This window comes from Telluria sp. ZB2R32 (assembly GCF_059685715.1).
Map to the genome: position 1 here is coordinate 71,366 of NZ_JCASIG010000009.1, position 18,344 is coordinate 89,709.

At 66.9% G+C, this 18,344-nt stretch carries 16 protein-coding genes; 3 read left to right on the forward strand and 13 right to left on the reverse strand.

What is annotated here, in order from left to right:
• From AC56LG_RS22260 to AC56LG_RS22310, 11 genes are all read right to left on the reverse strand, one after another.
• Positions 1–1,401, reverse strand: a complete 1,401-nt coding sequence (locus tag AC56LG_RS22260; protein ID WP_497168205.1) for a dihydrolipoamide acetyltransferase family protein — start codon at positions 1,399–1,401, stop codon at positions 1–3.
• The gene (locus AC56LG_RS22265; protein ID WP_497168335.1) at positions 1,402–2,409 is read right to left on the reverse strand and encodes an alpha-ketoacid dehydrogenase subunit beta; all 1,008 of its coding nucleotides are present in this window, start codon (positions 2,407–2,409) and stop codon (positions 1,402–1,404) included. It abuts the gene before it with no gap.
• Positions 2,410–2,479: 70 nt separating this feature from the next.
• Positions 2,480–3,712, reverse strand: coding sequence for a 3-methyl-2-oxobutanoate dehydrogenase (2-methylpropanoyl-transferring) subunit alpha (locus AC56LG_RS22270; protein ID WP_497168206.1), 1,233 nt, complete (start codon positions 3,710–3,712; stop codon positions 2,480–2,482).
• 272 nt (positions 3,713–3,984) lie between these two features.
• A complete protein-coding gene (locus AC56LG_RS22275; protein WP_497168207.1) occupies positions 3,985–5,385 on the reverse strand; it encodes an efflux transporter outer membrane subunit in 1,401 nt (466 codons plus the stop codon).
• A complete protein-coding gene (locus AC56LG_RS22280; protein ID WP_497168208.1) occupies positions 5,382–6,653 on the reverse strand; it encodes an HlyD family secretion protein in 1,272 nt (423 codons plus the stop codon). The genes AC56LG_RS22275 and AC56LG_RS22280 overlap by 4 nt, the downstream gene beginning before the upstream one ends.
• Before the next feature lie 30 nt (positions 6,654–6,683).
• Entirely contained in the window at positions 6,684–8,327 is a 1,644-nt protein-coding gene (locus tag AC56LG_RS22285; protein WP_497168209.1) for an MFS transporter, read from the reverse strand.
• The gene (locus tag AC56LG_RS22290; RefSeq protein ID WP_497168210.1) at positions 8,328–8,882 is read right to left on the reverse strand and encodes a TetR/AcrR family transcriptional regulator; all 555 of its coding nucleotides are present in this window, start codon (positions 8,880–8,882) and stop codon (positions 8,328–8,330) included.
• Positions 8,883–9,196: 314 nt separating this feature from the next.
• Positions 9,197–10,543, reverse strand: coding sequence for an amino acid permease (locus AC56LG_RS22295; protein WP_497168211.1), 1,347 nt, complete (start codon positions 10,541–10,543; stop codon positions 9,197–9,199).
• A 453-nt stretch (positions 10,544–10,996) separates the two neighbouring features.
• On the reverse strand, positions 10,997–11,431 hold the full coding sequence (locus AC56LG_RS22300) for a DUF6691 family protein (RefSeq protein WP_497168212.1): 435 nt from the start codon (positions 11,429–11,431) through the stop codon (positions 10,997–10,999).
• Positions 11,432–11,440: 9 nt separating this feature from the next.
• Complete coding sequence (locus AC56LG_RS22305; protein WP_497168213.1) at positions 11,441–11,872, reverse strand: YeeE/YedE family protein; 432 nt, start codon at positions 11,870–11,872, stop codon at positions 11,441–11,443.
• Between the two features lie 62 nt (positions 11,873–11,934).
• Positions 11,935–12,747 carry a TlpA family protein disulfide reductase gene (locus tag AC56LG_RS22310; RefSeq protein WP_497168214.1) on the reverse strand — a complete coding sequence of 271 codons (813 nt, stop codon included), beginning with the start codon at positions 12,745–12,747 and terminating at the stop codon, positions 11,935–11,937.
• 354 nt (positions 12,748–13,101) lie between these two features.
• Between AC56LG_RS22310 and AC56LG_RS22315 the strand changes: the two genes are divergently transcribed.
• A complete protein-coding gene (locus AC56LG_RS22315; RefSeq protein ID WP_497168215.1) occupies positions 13,102–13,665 on the forward strand; it encodes a hypothetical protein in 564 nt (187 codons plus the stop codon).
• A gap of 84 nt (positions 13,666–13,749) precedes the next feature.
• On the opposite strand, the gene AC56LG_RS22320 is transcribed toward AC56LG_RS22315, so the two are convergent.
• Both AC56LG_RS22320 and AC56LG_RS22325 read right to left on the reverse strand, forming a co-directional pair.
• Positions 13,750–15,099, reverse strand: a complete 1,350-nt coding sequence (locus tag AC56LG_RS22320; protein ID WP_497168216.1) for a hemolysin family protein — start codon at positions 15,097–15,099, stop codon at positions 13,750–13,752.
• Positions 15,100–15,189: 90 nt separating this feature from the next.
• On the reverse strand, positions 15,190–16,233 hold the full coding sequence (locus AC56LG_RS22325) for an alpha/beta hydrolase (protein WP_497168217.1): 1,044 nt from the start codon (positions 16,231–16,233) through the stop codon (positions 15,190–15,192).
• Positions 16,234–16,345: 112 nt separating this feature from the next.
• On the opposite strand from AC56LG_RS22325, the gene AC56LG_RS22330 reads away from it, so the two are divergent.
• Positions 16,346–17,308 (forward strand): amidohydrolase family protein, encoded by a 963-nt coding sequence (locus AC56LG_RS22330; protein WP_497168218.1) that lies wholly within the window; start codon positions 16,346–16,348, stop codon positions 17,306–17,308.
• A 124-nt stretch (positions 17,309–17,432) separates the two neighbouring features.
• Positions 17,433–18,344 (forward strand): hypothetical protein, encoded by a 912-nt coding sequence (locus AC56LG_RS22335; RefSeq protein WP_497168219.1) that lies wholly within the window; start codon positions 17,433–17,435, stop codon positions 18,342–18,344.

The following is an 18,344-nucleotide window of genomic DNA, read 5'->3' on the forward strand; positions in this document are numbered from 1 at the left end:
TTACTCCACGAACAGGGTTGCCGGGCACTCGAGGTAGCCGCGGATGGTCTGGATGAATTCGGCCGCGACCATGCCGTCGATCACGCGATGGTCGAACGAGGACGACAGGTTCATGGTCTTGCGTGCCACCATGGCGCCATTCAGGATGACCGGCTTGTCGATGATGCGGTTGACGCCGACGATCGCCACTTCCGGCCGGTTGATGACCGGTGTGGTGACGATGCCGCCCAGCGCGCCCAGGCTGGTGATGGTGATGGTCGAGCCGCTGAGCTCTTCGCGCAGCGCCTTGCCGCTGCGCGCGGCTTCGGCCAGGCGCGCCACCTCGGCGGCGGCCGACCACGGATCGCGCGCTTCGGCATTCTTCACCACCGGCACCATCAGCCCGGCGTCGGTCTGGGCGGCGATGCCCAGGTGGACCGGGTTGTAGGTGGTGACGATGTTCGCCTCGTCGTCGAAACGGGCGTTCACCGACGGGTACTTGCGGATCGCCAGCACCACGGCGCGCATGATCAGCGGCAGCAGCGTCAGTTTCGGACGCTGGCCGGCGTAGCGGCTATTCAGCTGCACGCGCAGCGCTTCGAGTTCGGTGACGTCGATTTCCTCGACATAGGTGAAATGCGGGATGCGGCGCTTGGCTTCCGCCATTTTCTCGGCGATCTTGCGGCGCATGCCGATCAGCGGCATCGCCTGTTCGCCCTCCAGCACCGCATAGCGGCGGTCGCCCTCGGCGGCTTTCTGCTGGCCGCGCGAGACGTGGGCGTCGAGGTCGGCATGGCTGATGCGCCCGGCCGGGCCGGAGCCGGTCACGTATTGCAGCTCGATGCCCATGTCCCAGGCGCGCTGGCGCACGGCGGGCGCGGCCAGCGGCTTTTCGCCGGGCGCGCGGCCGTGGTGGGCCGGGGCCGCGGCATAGGCTTGCGCGGCGTGCGACGGTTGCGCCGGCGCGGCCTTGGCGGGCGCGGGCGCCGCTGCGGTCTGCGCGCTGGTCACGCTCGTGACCACCGTTTCCGGCTGCGCCACCGTGATCGGGATGAACTCGTCGACCGTGCCGCCGCCACCGGCGCGCGCTGCCGTGGTGCCGGCGCTTTCCGCTGCGGCCACGGCTTCGTTGCGTACTGCCTGCGCCGGCGTCTTGGCGTCGACCTTGAAGTTACCTGCGCCTTCGACTTCGAGGCGGATTAGTTCCGCGCCCACGGCCATCGCTTCGCCCAGCTTGCCGCCCAGCGAAGTGACGGTGCCGTTCACCGGCGAGGGAATCTCGACGGTGGCCTTGTCGGTCATGACGTCGGCCAGCACCTGGTCTTCCTTGACCGTGTCGCCCGGCTTGACGTGCCAGGCCACGACCTCGACTTCGGCGATGCCTTCGCCCAGGTCCGGCATCTTGATGACATGAATACCCATTTACTTCGCCTCCATCGCACGTTTGAACGCGGCGCCGACACGGTCGGGCCCCGGGAAATACGCCCATTCCTGCGCGTGCGGATACGGGGTGTCCCATCCGGCGACGCGCTCGATCGGCGCTTCCAGGTGATAGAAGCAATGTTCCTGCACGAGCGACGCGAGTTCCGCGCCGAAACCGCTGGTGCGCGTCGCTTCATGCACGACGACGCAGCGGCCGGTCTTTTTCACCGATTCGACGATGGTGTCGAGGTCGAGCGGCCACAGGGTGCGCAGGTCGATGATCTCGGCGTCGATGCCGGTTTCCAGCGCCGCCGCTTCCGAGACCCAGACCATGGTGCCGTAGGTGATCACGGTGAGGTCGGCGCCGGGGCGGAAGATCGCGGCCTTGTCCAGCGGGACCGTGTAATAGCCTTCCGGGACCTGGCCCATCGGGTGCTTGCCCCAGGACGTGACCGGACGGTCGTGGTGGCCGTCGAAGGGGCCGTTGTACAGGCGCTTCGGTTCCAGGAAGATCACCGGATCGTCGTTCTCGATCGAGGCGATGAGCAGACCTTTCGCGTCGTAGGGGTTCGACGGCATCACGGTGCGCAGGCCGCAGACGTGGGTGAACATCGCTTCCGGGCTCTGGCTGTGGGTCTGGCCGCCATAGATGCCGCCGCCGCAGGGCATGCGGATCGTCAGCGGGGCGGTGAAGTCGCCGGCCGAGCGGTAGCGCAGGCGCGCCGCTTCGGAGACGATCTGGTCGGACGCCGGATAGAAGTAATCGGCGAACTGGATCTCGATCACCGGACGCAGGCCATACGCGCCCATGCCGACCGCGGTACCGACGATGCCGCCTTCGGAAATCGGCGCGTCGAACACGCGGCTCTTGCCGTACTTCGTTTGCAGGCCGTCGGTGGCGCGGAACACGCCGCCGAAATAGCCGACGTCCTGGCCATAGACGACGACATTGTCGTCGCGGCCCAGCATGACGTCCATGGCCGAGCGCAGCGCCTGGATCATCGTCATCTGGGTCATTGTCGTACCCTCGGCCGGGTCTTTCCCCGCCGGGTTTGCATCGTTCTCGTCGCGCGCCATCTCACACTCCCAATTGTTGACGTTGGCGGCGCAGGTGCTCGGGCATGTCTTTATAGACATCCTCGAACATCGACGCCGCGCTCGGGACGCGGCCGTCGGCCAGCGTGCCGTATTGTTCCGCTTCGCGTTGCGCGGCCAGGACTTCGGCTTCCAGGTCGCCCTGGACGCGCGCATGCTCGTCGTCGGACCAGGCACCGATCTTGGTCAGGTGCTGGCGCAGGCGCGCGATCGGGTCGCCCAGCGGGAAGCGGGTCCAGTCGTCGGCCGGGCGGTAGCGCGACGGATCGTCGGAGGTGGAGTGCGGGCCGGCGCGGTAGGTCACCCATTCGATCAGCGTCGGTCCGAGGTTGCGCCGGGCGCGCTCGGCGGCCCAGCAGGAAGCGGCGTACACGGCCAGGAAGTCGTTGCCGTCCACGCGCAGGGATGCAATGCCTGACCCGACGCCGCGTGCGGCGAAGGTCACGCTCTCGCCGCCGGCAATCGCCTGGAAGGTCGAGATCGCCCACTGGTTGTTGACGACGTTGATGATGCAGGGCGCGCGGTACACGTGCGCGAAGGTGAGCGCGGTATGGAAATCGCTTTCCGCGGTGGCGCCGTCGCCGATCCAGGCCGAGGCGATTTTTGTGTCGCCCTTGATCGCCGAGGCCATGGCCCAGCCGACCGCCTGCGGCACTTGCGTGGCGAGGTTACCGGAGATGCTGAAAAAGCCTTTTTCCTTGACCGAGTACATGACCGGCAACTGGCGGCCCTTCATCGGGTCGCGCTCGTTCGAGAGCAGCTGGCAGATCATGTCGACCATCGGGTATTCGCGCGCCATCAGGAGGCTTTGCTGGCGATAGGTCGGGAAGCACATGTCGCCGTCCTTCAGCGCCAGCGCGTGCGCGGTGCCGATGGCTTCCTCGCCGAGCGAGGTCATGTAGAACGACATCTTCTTCTGGCGCTGGCCGATGACCATGCGCGCATCGAAGATGCGGGTCTTCATCATCGTGCGCAGGCCGAAGCGCAGCTTGTCGACGTCGATCTGCGGCGCCCACGGACCGACGGCATTGCCGTCGTCGTCGAGCACGCGGATCAGGCTGGAGACGAGGTCGGCGGTGTCGCCGAACTGGACGTCCACTTCAGGCCGCCGGACGGCGCCGGCGGGACTCATTTGTAGGTATGAAAAATCGGTCTTGCAACCCGGACGGCCGGTCGGCTCCGGAACATGCAGCGACAGAGGGGTACCCTGGCTCATAATGCGCGTTTCCTTTGTAAGGTGATGTGCGGCAGGATGAGATGATAAATCGTGCAAGAGCATGCACGGGCATTGCAGAGAAGTATTTTCGTGCTGCGGTGCGGCATTTTAGTGGGTGCCGGCGCGGGTGCGGATGGTCCGAAGTCGCGTAGCACGCGTGGACGGAGTCCACCCTACGGTGATGTAGGGTGGACTCTGCCCATGCGGTGATACCTGCCGCTCGCGGACCGTGCCGGGGCTGGCGCCCGCTGGCTGCGACGATGTGGGGAACGTCAGCGCCCGGCGCCCGCAGTCCACCCACCCCCCAGCGCCCGATACAAGCCAATCAGGTTTTCCATCTGTGTGCGCTGCAGCGTAATCAGGTTCAACTCCACCTGGTATAAATTGCGCTGGGCATCGAGTTGCTCGAGGTAGGAGGCATAGCCGGCCTGGTAACGGTCGGTCGCATAGCCGAGCGAGCGCGTCAGGATTTCGCGCCGCTGCACGGCGTGGCTCACCTGTTCGGCCAGCCGCGGCACCCCGGCCAGCGCATTCTCCACCTCGGAAAACGCCGTCAGCACCGTGCGCCGGTAGGCGAACGCCGCCTGGTCGCGCTGCGAGGCGGCCGCTTCGACCTGGGCAGTCAGGCGCCCGCCGGAAAACAGCGGCGCCAGCACGCTGCCGCCCAGGCTCCAGACCGTGACCGGATCGTAGTCGAGCGCATTCACGAACAGGCTGCCCAGCTGGGCGCTGAGCGAAACCTGCGGCAGGAAGGCCTGGCGGCGAATGGCGAGATTGACGTCGGCGGCGGCCAGCAGCAGTTCGCGCTGGAAGATGTCGGGACGGCGCGCCAGCAGTTGCGAGGGCAGCACGCCGGGCACCGGCGGCAGGCGCAGGGCATCGAAACCGGCGCCGTGCTTCGTCTTGTCCAATACGTCGCCGGGCAACTCGCCGGCCAGCAGGCGCAGCGCGTTTTCCTGGCGCCGCACCGCCAGTTCGAGTTCGGGAATCGCGCCCAGCACCGACTGGTATTCCGACTGCGCCTGGGTCAGCTGCAACTGCGAGATATAGCCGACCCGGGCCTGGTCCTGGGCCAGGCGCAGCGCTTCGGCGCGCGAGGCCACCGTTTCGCGCGTGATGAACAGTTGGGCGTCGAGGGCGAGCAGGACGACGTAGTTCTGGGCGGTGGAGGCGGCCACCGACAGCGCCGCCGCATCGCGCTCGGCCTGGGTCGCCTGGTATTGCAGGTTGGCGGCGCGGATCTGGTTGCGGATGCGGCCGAACAGGTCGAGTTCCCAGCTGGCCTGCAGGTTCGGCTGGATGACTTTGCTGTTGCTGATCCCGGTCGCTTCCAGCGCGCGCCCGGTTTGCAGGCCGAGCGCGCCGTTCACGGCCGGCAGGCGTGCGCTTTCCGCCAGTTCGGCCTGGGCGCGCGCTTCGTCGATGCGCGCCACGGCGATCAGGACGTCGCTGTTGCGCGCCAGCGCCGTTTCGACCAGGCTGGCCAGGGCCGGGTCGCCGAACGCGCGCCACCAGTGCGGGTCGATCGCGGCCGCGCCGGCCACCGGCTCGCGCCAGGCGGCGGGCGCCGCGACCTGCGCCGCCGCCGGTGCGGCGCGGTAGGCCGGCAGGCAGCCCGACAGTGTAGCAGCGCCGACGGCCGCAAGCGCGGCGTTGAACGGACGCCGCCTCACCGGGCAACCCCGCGGGCAACCCCACCCGCAGTGCCGTTGGCACTTGCGCCTTCACGCGCCGCCGCGCCCGTGTCGACTTCCGCCGTCACCGACATGCCGGGCCGCAGGCGCTTTGCCAGTTCCTGGTTGGCGTCGATGGCGATCCGGATCGGCAGGCGCTGCACGACCTTGGTGAAATTGCCGGAGGCGTTGTCGGGCCGCAGCACCGAGAATTCGGAACCGGTGGCCGGCGCGATCTGCTCGACGTGGCCGGTGAGGGTGGCGCCTTCGAAGGCGTCGACCGCCAGCGTGGCCGGCTGGCCGACGCGCATGCGCCAGGTCTGGCCTTCCTTGAAGTTGGCGACCACCCACAAGGTGTCCGGCACCAGGAACAGCAGCTGCGAGCCGGCCGTCACGTACTGGCCGGGGCGCACCGTCGATTCGCTCACCTGGCCGTCGCGCGGCGCCCGGATCACGGTGTTGGCCAGGTCGATCTTCGCCAGTGCCACCTGGGCCTCGGCCATGCGCACCTGCGCTTCCAGGCCGCCGCGCGAGACCGTCGTGCCTTTCACGCGCTGCTGCGAAATTTCGATCTCGGCCTGGGCTTTCAGGACGTTGGCCGCGGCCAGGCGCGCCGACGTGCGCACGCGGTCGCGTTCGCTCAGCGACACCGAGCCGCGTTCGGCCAGCTCGTCGACGCGCGCCTGCTCGGCGCGGGCGCGCGCCGCCTCGGCCTGCGCCGCGACCAGGTTGGCGCGCGCGGAACCGACGGTGGCCGTGTTCTGGGCCTGGGTCTGCTCGGCATTGTTCAGCTGGGCGGTGGCATTCGCGACCTGGCCCTCGGCCGCGCGTACCCGCTCGGCATAGATACGGTCGTCGATCCGCAGCAGTTCCTGGCCGGCTTTCACGTACTGGAAGTCCCTGACCAGCACCTCGGTCACGTAGCCGTTGACCTGGGGCGCGAGCACGGTGATCGCGCCGCGCACGTAGGCATTGTCGGTACTCACGCGCGTGCTGTTGAAGGGACCCAGGCGCCAGGCCCACAGGATGAGGGCGATGCCGACGGCGGCGACCACGACCATGATGCCGATCGAGGCCGGCGTGGCCTTGATCTTCTTCGGCGGCGGCGCAGGCTGGGCCGCGGCCGGCGCCGGCTGCGCCACCGGTGGCGTTGGCGAAGGATTCGTTGTTGCGGCCGGTGGCGCTGCGTCGTCCGCGTCGCCGGGCGCCGGCGGATTCGCTTCGAGGGCTGCGGTTTCTTCGGGGGTGGGTGGTCGTGGAGCATTCATACGGTTTCAAGCCTTCGGTTTAAAGCCTTGTTAGCTGCTGATGGCGAGGGCGGCGGCGCGCCGGTCGCGGATCGCGGCGCGCACCGCCACGAACAGGGACCAGAACAGGAACAGCAGGGCCAGCACCCCGGAAAGGGCAAAGACATCGTTAAAGGCGCGCACGTTCGCTTCGCGCCGCGTGATCTGGGCCAGCAAAGCCGCGCCCTGCGCCGCGCGCAGCGCCGGGTCGGCGATCGTGCCGCGGTAGATCCCTGCCTGCAGCTGCAGTCGCTGGGCGACGAGTGGATCGGCGGGATTGAGTTGCGAGACCAGGCTGGTGGAATACACCTGTTCGCGGTGCAGCTGGTAGGTGCCGAGCAGGGCCGAACCGGTCATCGCGCCCAGCGTCTGCGTCATCGACAGCACCACCGTGAATGTGATCACATAGTTGGCGCCGAATTTCAGGGCCTGGGTGATCCCCAGCAGCACCAGCGGGCCGAGGAACATGCCGCCGCCGACGGCGACCAGGAACTGGCTGAAGAAGAAATCCTGCGGCCGGTCCAGGCTGGTGCGGCCATAGTCGATGGCGGCGGCGGCGCCGAACAGGATGATGGCGACGATGATCTGCGGGATCAGCGTCTTCGGGCTGAAGGTAAGCGAGCTGGCGGCGATGCCGAAGACGGTGCCGGCCAGGATCACGGCGAACAGGGGCTGCATCTGGTCCGGGCCCATGCCGAGCGCGCGCAGGAAGCCGACCGCGCCGAAGGTCTGCTCGGAAGTGAGGAAGCGGATCAGGAAGGCGCCGACGATAAAGCGCAGCATGGTGGGCGTGGCCAGCCAGCGCGTCTGGATCAGCGGGTTCTCGCGGTGGTGTTCGAGGAAGAAGGCGGCGCCCAGCAGCACCAGGGCCCCGATCAGCAGCCAGGCCAGCCAGGGTTCGTCGAACCACCACTGCGAATAGCCCTGCGCCAGCACGGCCACCAGCATCGCGGCGCCCGGCGCCATCAGGGCGAACGTGATGAAGTCGCGCTTCTCGAACACCTTGATGTGCATGCCGGGCGGGAGTTTCAGCACCACCACGGCGGCGAGCGAACACAGCGCCAGGCCTGCCTCGAACAGGTACAGGTTGTGCCACTGGCCGTAGACCAGCAGCGTCGGCGAGAGCAGCCAGGCCAGCGGCGTGGCCAGCTGCGGGATGCCGACCCCGATCACCACCATCTTGCCGGTGTAGGCGCGCGGCGCCGCCTGCAGCATGTAGAGCATCGACAGCGTGGTGGCCGCCGCGCCGGCAAAGCCGCTCACCGCGCGCACGGCAACGGCCATGGTAAAGCCGCCGACCAGCAGGTGCAGCACGGTGACGGCGGCGTACAGCGCCAGCCCGATCTCGGTGAACAGGCGCATGCCGTACTGCTGGCGGAATTTGAACACCAGCAGGTTGACCGTGATGTTCACCATCACGTAGGCCGCCGGCAGCCAGGTCGCTTCCGATGGGGTCAGGCCGAGCTGGCCCTGGATGGTGGGCAGGTTGGCCGACACCAGCGCGTTACCGAGGCCGCCGGTGATACCGACCAGCAGGGCCACCAGCGCATACGCCAAGCGCACGCCCGGCGAGTGGTAGGGCATCGAGGGCGAGCCGGGCAGGCCGGGTTTTTCGTGTTCCTCCCAATCCGGTGTCGGTTTGAGCAGCTGGACCATTCAGCGTCCCCGCAGCGGCGCCGCTGCGCCGATGCCGTCCTGCAGGAGTTCGAGCGCGCGCCGCACCAGCGTGCGGCGCTGGGCCGGCGTGGCCCCGCGCAATGCGGCGCCGAGCATGCCGCAGACCAGCACCAGGTCGGCCGGGCGCAGGTCGGCGCGGCAGGTTTTACGGGTGAGCGCCGCGGCGAGCGGCGCGCGGAACAGCTTCGCCAGACGCTCGCGCGCCGTCTTCGCGGCCGGATGGCCGGGTTCGAGCGCGCGCCAGTAGTCGGCCAGCGCCGGCGCGCCGACCAGGTCCAGGCCGACCTGCTCGACCAGCGCGAACAGGTCCTGGCCCTTGGCCGCGCTTTCCAGGCCGGCGAGGGCGCGTTCGAACAAGGCCTCGACCAGGGCCGCGCGGTCGGGAAAATTGCGGTACAGCGTCGCGCGCCCGACGCCGGCGCGCGTCACCACCAGGTCGAGCGGGGCCGTGACGCCGCGTTCGGCGAAGACGGCATCGGCGGCATCGAGAATCTGGTCGCGCCGCAGCGCGGCGTCGGAGCGCAATAGGGTCATGGTTGTGGACACCGTTGTCCGGTTGGATTGAACCATGATACTGCGATGCGCCACGAGCGAGCGCACGGACGGGGAGGGGGAGCGATTGGTCAGCGTCTCCGGTGCAGGGAGACGTGCGTAACGCGTGGACTCAGGAGTCCACCCTACGAATTTCGTATGATCTTACCGCTAGCGCCACCCGTAGGATGGGCACTCGTGCCCTGCCCTGTCGGGCAGGGCGCTCCGCGGGCGGGCAGCATGCTGCCCGAATTCCCCGCTACGCCCCATGCGGATCAAACGAACCAATGGCGCCACACGCAACAGCGCCCCGAACGTCAGCGCCCCAAGCGCCGCTGCCGCAGAGCATACCCCACGCACAACACCAGCAGCCACACTGGAATCAGGTACACCGACACCCGCAGCCCCGGCGTCATGTACATCACCACCGTGATCCCCGCCAAAAAGGCGAGGCACAGCCAGTTCGACAGCGGATGGAACAGGCTCGGAAACTGCGTGCGCGTCCCGGCCCTGGCCTTGCGGAAGCGCAGGTGCACGATCGAGATCGTGGCCCAGTTGATGATCAGGCCCGACACCGCCAGCCCCATCATCATCCCGAAGGCTTCGCGCGGCAGGAAGTAGTTGACCGCGATGCAGGCCGCCGTCACCAGCGAGGACACGCCCAGCGCCGCCAGCGGCACGCCCTTGCGGGTGACGTGCATCAGGAAGCGCGGCGCGTTGCCCTGCGCGGCCAGGCCGTAGAGCATGCGCGTGTTGGCGTAGACGCCGCTGTTGTAGACCGACAGCGCGGCCGTCAGCACGACGATGTTGAGTACGGTGGCCACCGCCGGGCTGTCGAGCGCCGCGAAGATCAGTACGAACGGGCTGCCGCCGCTGGCCACTTTCTGCCACGGGAACAGCGAGAGCAGGACGAACAGGGCGCCGATGTAGAAGATCAGCACGCGCCACAGCGCCTGGTTGGTCGCGCGCGGGATCGAGCGCGCCGGGTCGTCGGCTTCGGCGGCGGTGATGCCGATCAGTTCCAGGCCGCCGAAGGAAAACATAATGACGGCCATCGCCATCACCATGCCGCCGACGCCGTTCGGGAAGAAACCGCCATGCTGCCACAGGTTGGCCACGCCCGCTTCCGGCCCGGCCGTGCCGGAGATGAGCAGATAACCGCCGAACAGGATCATGCCGATCACGGCGACCACCTTGATTACCGCGAACCAGAATTCGAGCTCGCCGAAGGCCTTGACGTTGAGCAGGCTGAAGGAGTTGATGATGACGAAGAAGACCAGCGCCGAGACCCAGGTCGGCACCTCGGGGAACCAGTACTGGACGTAGATCCCGGCGCCCGACAGCTCGGCCATCGTCACCAGGATGTACATCACCCAGTAATTCCAGCCGGCGATGTAGCCGGCCATGTGGCCGCCGTATTTGTCGGCGAAATAGCTGACCGAGCCGGCGACCGGCTCCTCGACCACCAGTTCGGCCAGCTGGCGCATGATCAAAAAGGCGACCACGCCGGCGATGCCGTAGCCGAGCAGCACCGACGGTCCGGCCATCTGGATGGTTTGCGCAATGCCGAGGAAAAGCCCGGTGCCGATGGCGCCGCCGAGGGCGATCAGCTGGATGTGCCGGCTCTTGAGGCCGCGATGGAGTTGTTGCGTCGGTTCTAACATGTGCCGCTGGCCCGGTGTGCAAAAGTCGATGATTCTAATGCATCCGGGCTGTAGGGTGGGCTGCGCTCATGCGGCACGACTGTCAAGACACGCGGCCGGAGCTTCATCGCCGCGCACGGTTTCGCGCAGCCCGACGCCAACCGGGCAGTTGTAGGGTGGGCTCCGCCCACGCGGTACGGCGTTTGCATGCCTGCGGCTCGTGGCTCATCGCTGCCGACGGTCGGGCGCAGACGGTATGCCAATGGATGCGTACGACCGCGTGGGCGGAGCCCACCCTACGTGTCGCGCGATGCATGCGGCGCGGCACGATGCCGGCCGGGCCGTACCCGGTCTGTGGCTCATCGCCGACAACGGTCGGGCGCAGCGCGGGCCGACCGGGCAGTTGTAGGGTGGGCTCCGCCCATGCGGTACGGCGCCGGGACGTACGCGGCCTGTGGTGCGGCCCGTCGACGCTCAGGCAGGCTTGTCCCGGCGCGCGCCCAGCCGCTCAAACAGGGAAAACGAGCCCATCCCGGCCACCATCGCCGCCACGAACAGCAGCGGTTCGACCAGTCCCGTGCCGAGCGAGGCCAGCGCCGGCCCCGGACAGAATCCGGCCAGGCCCCAGCCGGCGCCGAAGACCACGCTGCCCAGCACCAGGCGGCGGTCGATCGCGCCGCCGGCCGGCAGGCGCATCGGCGTTCCCAGCAGCGCCGTGCGGCGAGACCGGGCGAGGCGAAAACCAATCGCCGCGACCAGCGTGGCGCAACCCATCGTGCACAGCAGCGACGGGTCCCAGGCGCCGGCCAGGTCGAGAAAGGCAAGCACCTTGCCCGGATCGGTGAGCCCGGACAGGATCAGCCCGATCCCGAACAGCAGGCCGATGGCAAAGGCGGCGGCGAGAACCATGACCTGTCCTCAGCCGCCCGCATGGCGCAGCAGGTACACGGTGACGAAGCCGACCGCCACGAAGGTGCAGGTGGCCACGATCGAACGCGGCGACAGCCGCGCCATCCCGCACACGCCATGGCCGCTGGTGCAGCCGCTGCCGTAGCGGGTGCCGATGCCGACCAGCAGGCCCGCCGCGGCCAGCATGCCGTGGCCGGCCTCGATGTGGGGGATGGGCAGCGGCCGCACGGCTGCCCATAGGATCGGCGCCAGCACCAGGCCGAGCAGGAACAGCGCACGCCAGGCGGCGTCGCCGCGGGTGGGCGGCAGCAGCCCGCCGAGGATGCCGCTGATGCCGGCGATGCGGCCGTTGAAAAGGATCAGCAGCGCGGCGGCCAGGCCGATCAGCATGCCGCCGCCGAGCGATGTCCAGGGCGTGAAGTGGATCCAGTCGATGGTCATGGGAGCCTCCTCGCCCTTTGACCGCGCGCGCGAGTCCGAGGTGCCGCCCGAGGTGAAGCAACTTAGCGCGCGGCGCGCAGCCGCTCCACCTGCTCGTCCACGGCGGCACGCGAGAGTTCTCCCATGTGGCGTCCCGCCAGCATGCCGTGGCGGTCATAGAACAGCGTGGTCGGATAGCCGACGGCGTCCATCGCGCGCGCCGCCGCGCGCGTCCCGTCGAGCAGGACATTCTGCGGCGCCAGGCCGGCCTCGACCAGGTAGCGCCGCACGGTGGCGGCATCCTCGCCCGCATTGACGAAGACAAAGGCGACGTCGGAATTGGCCGCCTGCGCTGCCGCGAGGGCCGGCATCTCGCGCCGGCAGGGCGGGCACCAGGTCGCCCACAGGTTGACGACCACCGGGCGCCCCTTGAAGCGCTCGAGCGCTACGGCGCCGCCATCGAGCTGTTGCAGGGTGAGCGCGGGTAAAGAGACATTGTCCGGCTGGCTGGAATGGATGGCGACCGTGGCGCCGCCCCAGACCAGCAGGCCGGCCAACGCCGAGGTGACGAGGGAGCGCCGCAGCCCCGGGTGGCGCCGCAACTGTTCGAGGCCGACCGCGCATGCCGCCAGCAGGCCGGCCGTGGCGACGAAGCCGCCATCGCGGATGTCGAGCATGCCGAGCGGCGCCGCCGCATAGCTGTCCCAGTGCTTGACCACGAAGGCGGCGCGCGCCGCGAGGAAGCCCCACAACGTCATCTGCCACAGCGCGTTGGAGGCATCGACGCCGCGCCGCCGCTGCCACAGCCAGGCGACGCCGTTCGCGCCCAGCAGCGCGGCGAGCGGCGCCAGCACGCGCAGCGGCAGGACCAGCGGTCCGAGGTTGATGGCGTCCATACTCTCCCGTGTTTGGCCAACTGACTCTAAAGCAAGGAGATTAACTCAACAATATTAACGGGAGATTAAGAGTTGGAAAGTCGTTGTTCCTAACATACTACTGTCGTGAGGAAGTACAGCAATTCGCTGAGCTATGTCGAGATAGTGGCTCAGACAGCGCGACCTCCAGACAGAAGCCGTCAATGCAGTAAGAACCTAGCAACCTGCATGGGTATTTTTCTTGTCAAAAATTTGTCGCTAATCAAGAATGTAGCTACACTCGTTGAAAGAAAAAATTAACGCATGGGTAAGCGCCATCGTATTTCCGCTTGAGGTCGGCGCTCGGTTGCTGTTCAATCTATTTACTGGTCTTCGATGGCTCACCTTCAACTCAAAAATGTTTTGATTTACAACTTGGCAATCGGTCCGAAAAAGGTCTGCGCCTATACGCCCTCGTTGGCAGGGCCAAGCCTGACTTCAACCGCCAAGATTTATATGATTGTAGCCCCCGGGTTTGATGGCACGATTTACTATGTCGGCCAGACCTCCCAGTCAATTCCAGCAAGATTTGCAGATGGTTTTCGTGAGGGGAATTACCAATGGGCCCGGGAGGGAGAAAGTTATACCTTGTTTGTTTGGGATGTGCAGGAACATGCCGATGGTACACTCGACCTCCAGGCAATTGAAGCTGAGCTTGTATTTGCAGTTCGTATAGCTCAACGTGCTTGGCCGAAGCACCAGGCCGGTATCTATTTCCGCCATCTCGTCGATCAAAAGGGCCATCAGACGGCCCCTTATCTGGCGATTGCGATGATCGCACAGTATTATGATAATTTGCTGTATAGGCGCGATGCTGCTGGTCAGCCGGAACTTGGGATAGGGCGCGAGAAAGAATCGTTAATGGAGACACTGAGAACGTTGATCTTGCCTGGAACTTGAGCGATTCAGCAGTCCAGCTTGACGTCGTCCAGATACCGTGGGCAGACAAATCCGCGTAGTTTACTCAGTTGTCTGAAACGACATTCAAACTGCGCTGTCGCGTACGTCGTCTCCATCCGCCGGCTCCGGCGCCGGCGGCACGTAGGTCACCAGCAGCTGGTCGATGCGGTTGCCGTCCATGTCCATCACCTCGAAGCAGTAATCGCCGTACTGCGTGACTTCGGCGATCTTGGGAATGTAGCCGAGCTGGTAGAGCATGAAGCCGGCCAGCGTGTGGTAGGCGCCGGCTTCCTCGTTCGGGAAGCGCAGGGGGGTGCCCATCACGTCGCGGAAGCGCTCGAGCGCCACGCCGCCATCGAGCAGCCAGCTGCCGTCGTCGCGCTGCACGGCGTCGTTTTCGCCTTCTTCGCCGATCACCGAGACGTCGCCCACGAGCGCGCTCATCACGTCGGTAAGGGTGACCATGCCCTGGATGTCGCCGTATTCGTCGACGATCAGCGCGATCTCGGCCTTGTTTTTCTTGAATAGTTCGAGCAGGGCCATGGCGCTGACCGAATCGGGCACGTACAGGATTTCCTGCACGGCCGCTTCGATGTCGATGGCGTCGATCGTGCGTGCGCGCACCGCCTGGGCCAGCAGGTCGCGGCAGTGCACGAAGCCGATGATGCGCGAGCGGTCGCCGCGGCAGACCGGCATGCGGCTGTAGGGGCTGCAGGCGATGCGGGCCAGGTTGTCTTCGCGCGGGATGTCGAGGTCGACCAGCACCAGGTCGACGCGCGGCGTCATCAGCGCTTTGAGGTGCTGGTCGTCCAGGCGCAGCGCGCGCGAGACGATGTCGTATTCGGTCTTTTCGAACACGCCGGCGTCGGTGCTCTCCTTGATCATGCCGGTGATGTCTTCCTCGGTCGGCGCGGCTTCCTTGTGGCGGCCGATGCCGAGCAGGCGCACGATCGCCTCGGTGGCGAAGGCGAGGATCTTCACAAAAGGCGACATTACCGTCGAGAGCATGCGCAGCGGCGGCGCGATCAGGGTCGCCACCGCTTCCGGATACGCCATCGCGATACGCTTGGGGACCAGTTCGCCCAGGATGATCGAGGCAAAGGTGATGCAGACCACCACCAGGCCGAGCGCGGCCTGGTAGGCATACGGCGCCAGCACCGGGATTTCCTTGAACTGCGGCGTCAGGTGCGCCACCAGCGAGGCTTCGCCGAAGGCACCGTTGAAGATGCTGATCAGGGTGATGCCGACTTGGACCGTGGAGAGGAAGTTGCTCGGTTCGTCGGCCAGGCCAAGCGCGGCGCGCGCGCCGCGGCTGCCCTCGAGGGCGGATTTCTCCAGCCGCATCCGCTTGGCCGAGACCAGCGCCAATTCCGACATCGCGAATACGCCGTTGAGCAGGATCAGGAAGAGGATGATCAGGATGTCGGTCAGCATAAGGGAAAAACAGTTCTCCAGCGGCTAGCCGGGCCGGTGCCGGGGCGCCGGTGTGGGACCTGCGGCGCCTGGTTCGATGATGAAATTACATCATCGCACGAGCCTCGGAACGGGCCCCGCACTGGAGACTTGCGGGCGCGTTGGCACGCTCCACGCCGCGATGCGCTCGCCCAGCCACGCATGCGTGCGCGCCGGCACGATGGCCGCCAGCGGCGTCGGAAAATGGATGAAGCCGTGCGGCGCCTCGGGCAGCAGGTGCAGCTCGACCTCGGCGGCATTGGCCACCGCGCGCCAGCGCGCCGCCATCTGCAGCGTGTCGTCGCGCAGGGGATCGCGCGCGCCGGCAAGCATCAGCGCCGGCGGCATGCCGGAGAGGTCGTCGTACAGGGGCGAGCGCGGCGCCTGGCGCCGTTCGTCGTCATTGCAGTCGGGCGTGAGCATGCGCAGCGCGTCGACCATGCCGGGACCGTCCAGCACCAGGGTGCTTGGTCCGGCCTGGCGCACGCTCGGGCTGCCGCCGAGGTCGTAGACGCCGTAGTACAGCACCGCGCCGGCGATGCGCGCCAGCAGCGCCGGCTCCTGCTTCAGGCGCAGCAGCACCGTGGCCGCCAGGTGGGCGCCGGCCGACTCGCCCAGGATAAATGCCGGCAAGCCGTCGAATTCCGGCAGGCCGCCTCCAAGCAGCCAGCGCGCGGCGGCCAGGCAGTCGTCCATCGCATCCTGCAGGGTGCGGTGAGCGAGGTGCGGCCGCACCAGCCGGTAGTCGACCGACACGACCGCCACCCCGCAAGCCGCGACGATGGCCGCATTGTGCAGGTCGTTCATGCGCGCATTGCCGATCACCCAGCCGCCGCCGTGGATGTCGAGCACCACGGCGCCTACCGGGCCGGGGCCGGCCGGGCGCAATACCCGCAGCGGCACGCGCAGGCCGTCGGCGGCGGCAACCGGTGTATCGACCCGGATGCCGCGGCGCGCCAGCTTGCGGTCGGCGCCCAGCTGCGACAGGCGCAGCAGCGCCTGGCCGAGCACGGGCGTGGAGCGGTTGCGCATCTTGAAGCGCGGCAGGCGCGCCAGTTTGTTGTTGAAAAGGCGTACCTGCTGCAGGGCATGCTCGTCGATCGGAATGTCGGTCATGGATGAAAAGGCTGCGCAAGCGTGCGCGTGCTTGATATAGTTCAGACCATTTTAATGAGGGCCGCCGTTGACGAGCGCGCGGCCCAGGTCGGGAACTTCTTGCGGAGACGCCATGCATGCAATTGTGTCGCACCTGGCCGCGGCCACCATCCTGCTGGCCAGCGCCGCGGCGCACGCCCAGCCGGCGCCCGCGGTCGACTACCACCAGCACGTCTTCAGCGAGGAGATCATCGCGCTGCTCGGCCCCGATGCCGGCCTCAAGCCGCTGCCGGCCAGGGAGGTGATCGCGCTGCTCGACGCCGCCGGCATCCGCAAGGCGGTGCTGCTCTCGACCGCCTACATGTATGGCAGCCCGCAGCGCGAGGTGGACGACGAATACGCGCGCGTGCGCCGCGAAAACGACTGGACGGCGGCGCAGGCGGCGCAGTACCCGGGGCGCCTGATCGCCTTTTGCGGCGTCAATCCATTGAAGGAGTATGCGCTCGACGAGATCCGCCGCTGCGCCGGCCGGCCCGGCCTGAAGCATGGCATCAAGTTGCATTTCGGGAATTCGGACGTGCGGCTCGACCAGCCGGCGCACGTGGCGCGCCTGGCCGAGGTGTTCGCGGCGGCCGACCGCGCCGGCATGGCGATCCTGGTGCACATGCGCGCCAGCATCCGCAACAAGCGGCCCTACGGCGCCGCCGAGGCGCAGGCTTTCCTCGACAAGGTCTTGCCGGCCGCGCCGCACGTGACGGTGCAGGTGGCGCACCTGGCGGGCACCGGTCCCGGCTTCGAGGACCCGCCGTCGCGCGACGTGCTGGCAACCCTGGCCGCGGCGCTGGAACGGCGCCATCCGGCCACGCGTAACCTGTGGTTCGACGTCGCGTCGATCGCGCAGGAGGACACCACGCCGCAGGCGGCGGCGCTGCTGGTGCAGCGCCTGCGCCAGATCGGCCTCGACCGGGTGCTGTACGGGACCGACGCGGCGCAGGGAACGAACCTGCGGCCGAAGCAGGCCTGGGCGGCGTTTCGCAAGCTGCCGCTGAGCGTAGACGAATTTACCCGGATTGCCACGAATGTGGCCCCTACCTGACGGAAGACGCGGCGCGTTGATACCGGACAGCTGCAGGATCTCGCTTGCTGTCAGGCGAACGCATGAGGTAATCTGAAGCTACGGCGCCCCGGCAGCGTGTTCTCGCCCAGCCCTCTCGCAAAGCATGGACACTTTCGATGACATTGATACTTGCCTGTGCAGGCTTGGGTGCGCTGATCGATTTTTTGCTGGGCAGGGCAGGGCAGGCCAGGAGCGGGTTCGCGCCGCGCTCGAAGCGGTGTGGATCCATATAGCTTACATTGACTTCAAGACGTTTGCGGCCGCGGAAGCGCGAGCGGCCAGCCTGGTATTACGCAGGATGTTCGGCACCTGGTGGTCCCTCAAACGCGTTTTCGCGATTATCTGCGTCCTTGCGGCGAGTATCCTGTGGTGGTGCGGATATGGATTGTTCGGCTGGCGCGACGATACTTACCATGCGCCCTTCGATTGGCGCACGCTGCGCTCGCTGGCATACGCGATCGTCGCATTTTCCGTATCGCTCTCGGCGAATATCTGGCTTGCCGATACGATTGCACGGTTCACACCGCAGCAAGCGCGCAAGCGCGTGTTACTCTATACAGCGTTGTTCCTGTTGCAGCTGGCGCTTTTCTCGATTTCCTACGAACTGCAAATGGCAATGATTTTCACCTTGCTGCATGACCCGGTATATCGTGGGCCTCATGAATTCGTCGGTATTCCCTTCGTATCCCGGTATCTCACCAACCTGTTCAATCTGATCCATTTTATCTGGCCCAGCTCGTTGTCCGACCTGTACCGTGCCGACATTGGTGGAGGCGGGGGCATGGTCATGAAGGCGATCACCCTGTTTTTGTATGCGTCGGGGCTCGTCCGCGTACTGCTGCTCTTTGTATTCTCCGCGTCAGTATTGCTGCGTCCGCTCAGCAGGTGTGTGAATCTTGTGATTGCCCGCGTCGTGGAGAGCCAAAAACCCGTGCTTACCATGGCCTTTGGCGGCATGGCCGCTCTCATCGAAGGGTCGCAAAACATCGTCCACGAAATCGAGAAATTGCTGTGA

Excerpts from the sequence above, each read along its gene's own strand:
- AC56LG_RS22310 (WP_497168214.1), bottom strand. The coding sequence starts at position 12,747 with ATGGACGCCATCAACCTCGGACCGCTGGTCCTGCCGCTGCGCGTGCTG.
- AC56LG_RS22260 (WP_497168205.1), bottom strand. The coding sequence starts at position 1,401 with ATGGGTATTCATGTCATCAAGATGCCGGACCTGGGCGAAGGCATCGCC.
- AC56LG_RS22300 (WP_497168212.1), bottom strand. The coding sequence starts at position 11,431 with ATGGTTCTCGCCGCCGCCTTTGCCATCGGCCTGCTGTTCGGGATCGGG.
- AC56LG_RS22280 (WP_497168208.1), bottom strand. The coding sequence starts at position 6,653 with ATGAATGCTCCACGACCACCCACCCCCGAAGAAACCGCAGCCCTCGAA.
- AC56LG_RS22325 (WP_497168217.1), bottom strand. The coding sequence starts at position 16,233 with ATGACCGACATTCCGATCGACGAGCATGCCCTGCAGCAGGTACGCCTT.
- AC56LG_RS22305 (WP_497168213.1), bottom strand. The coding sequence starts at position 11,872 with ATGACCATCGACTGGATCCACTTCACGCCCTGGACATCGCTCGGCGGC.
- AC56LG_RS22290 (WP_497168210.1), bottom strand. The coding sequence starts at position 8,882 with ATGACCCTATTGCGCTCCGACGCCGCGCTGCGGCGCGACCAGATTCTC.
- AC56LG_RS22285 (WP_497168209.1), bottom strand. The coding sequence starts at position 8,327 with ATGGTCCAGCTGCTCAAACCGACACCGGATTGGGAGGAACACGAAAAA.
- AC56LG_RS22295 (WP_497168211.1), bottom strand. The coding sequence starts at position 10,543 with ATGTTAGAACCGACGCAACAACTCCATCGCGGCCTCAAGAGCCGGCAC.
- AC56LG_RS22320 (WP_497168216.1), bottom strand. The coding sequence starts at position 15,099 with ATGCTGACCGACATCCTGATCATCCTCTTCCTGATCCTGCTCAACGGC.
- AC56LG_RS22335 (WP_497168219.1), top strand. The coding sequence starts at position 17,433 with ATGGACACTTTCGATGACATTGATACTTGCCTGTGCAGGCTTGGGTGC.
- AC56LG_RS22330 (WP_497168218.1), top strand. The coding sequence starts at position 16,346 with ATGCATGCAATTGTGTCGCACCTGGCCGCGGCCACCATCCTGCTGGCC.
- AC56LG_RS22265 (WP_497168335.1), bottom strand. The coding sequence starts at position 2,409 with ATGACGATGATCCAGGCGCTGCGCTCGGCCATGGACGTCATGCTGGGC.
- AC56LG_RS22270 (WP_497168206.1), bottom strand. The coding sequence starts at position 3,712 with ATGAGCCAGGGTACCCCTCTGTCGCTGCATGTTCCGGAGCCGACCGGC.
- AC56LG_RS22315 (WP_497168215.1), top strand. The coding sequence starts at position 13,102 with ATGGCTCACCTTCAACTCAAAAATGTTTTGATTTACAACTTGGCAATC.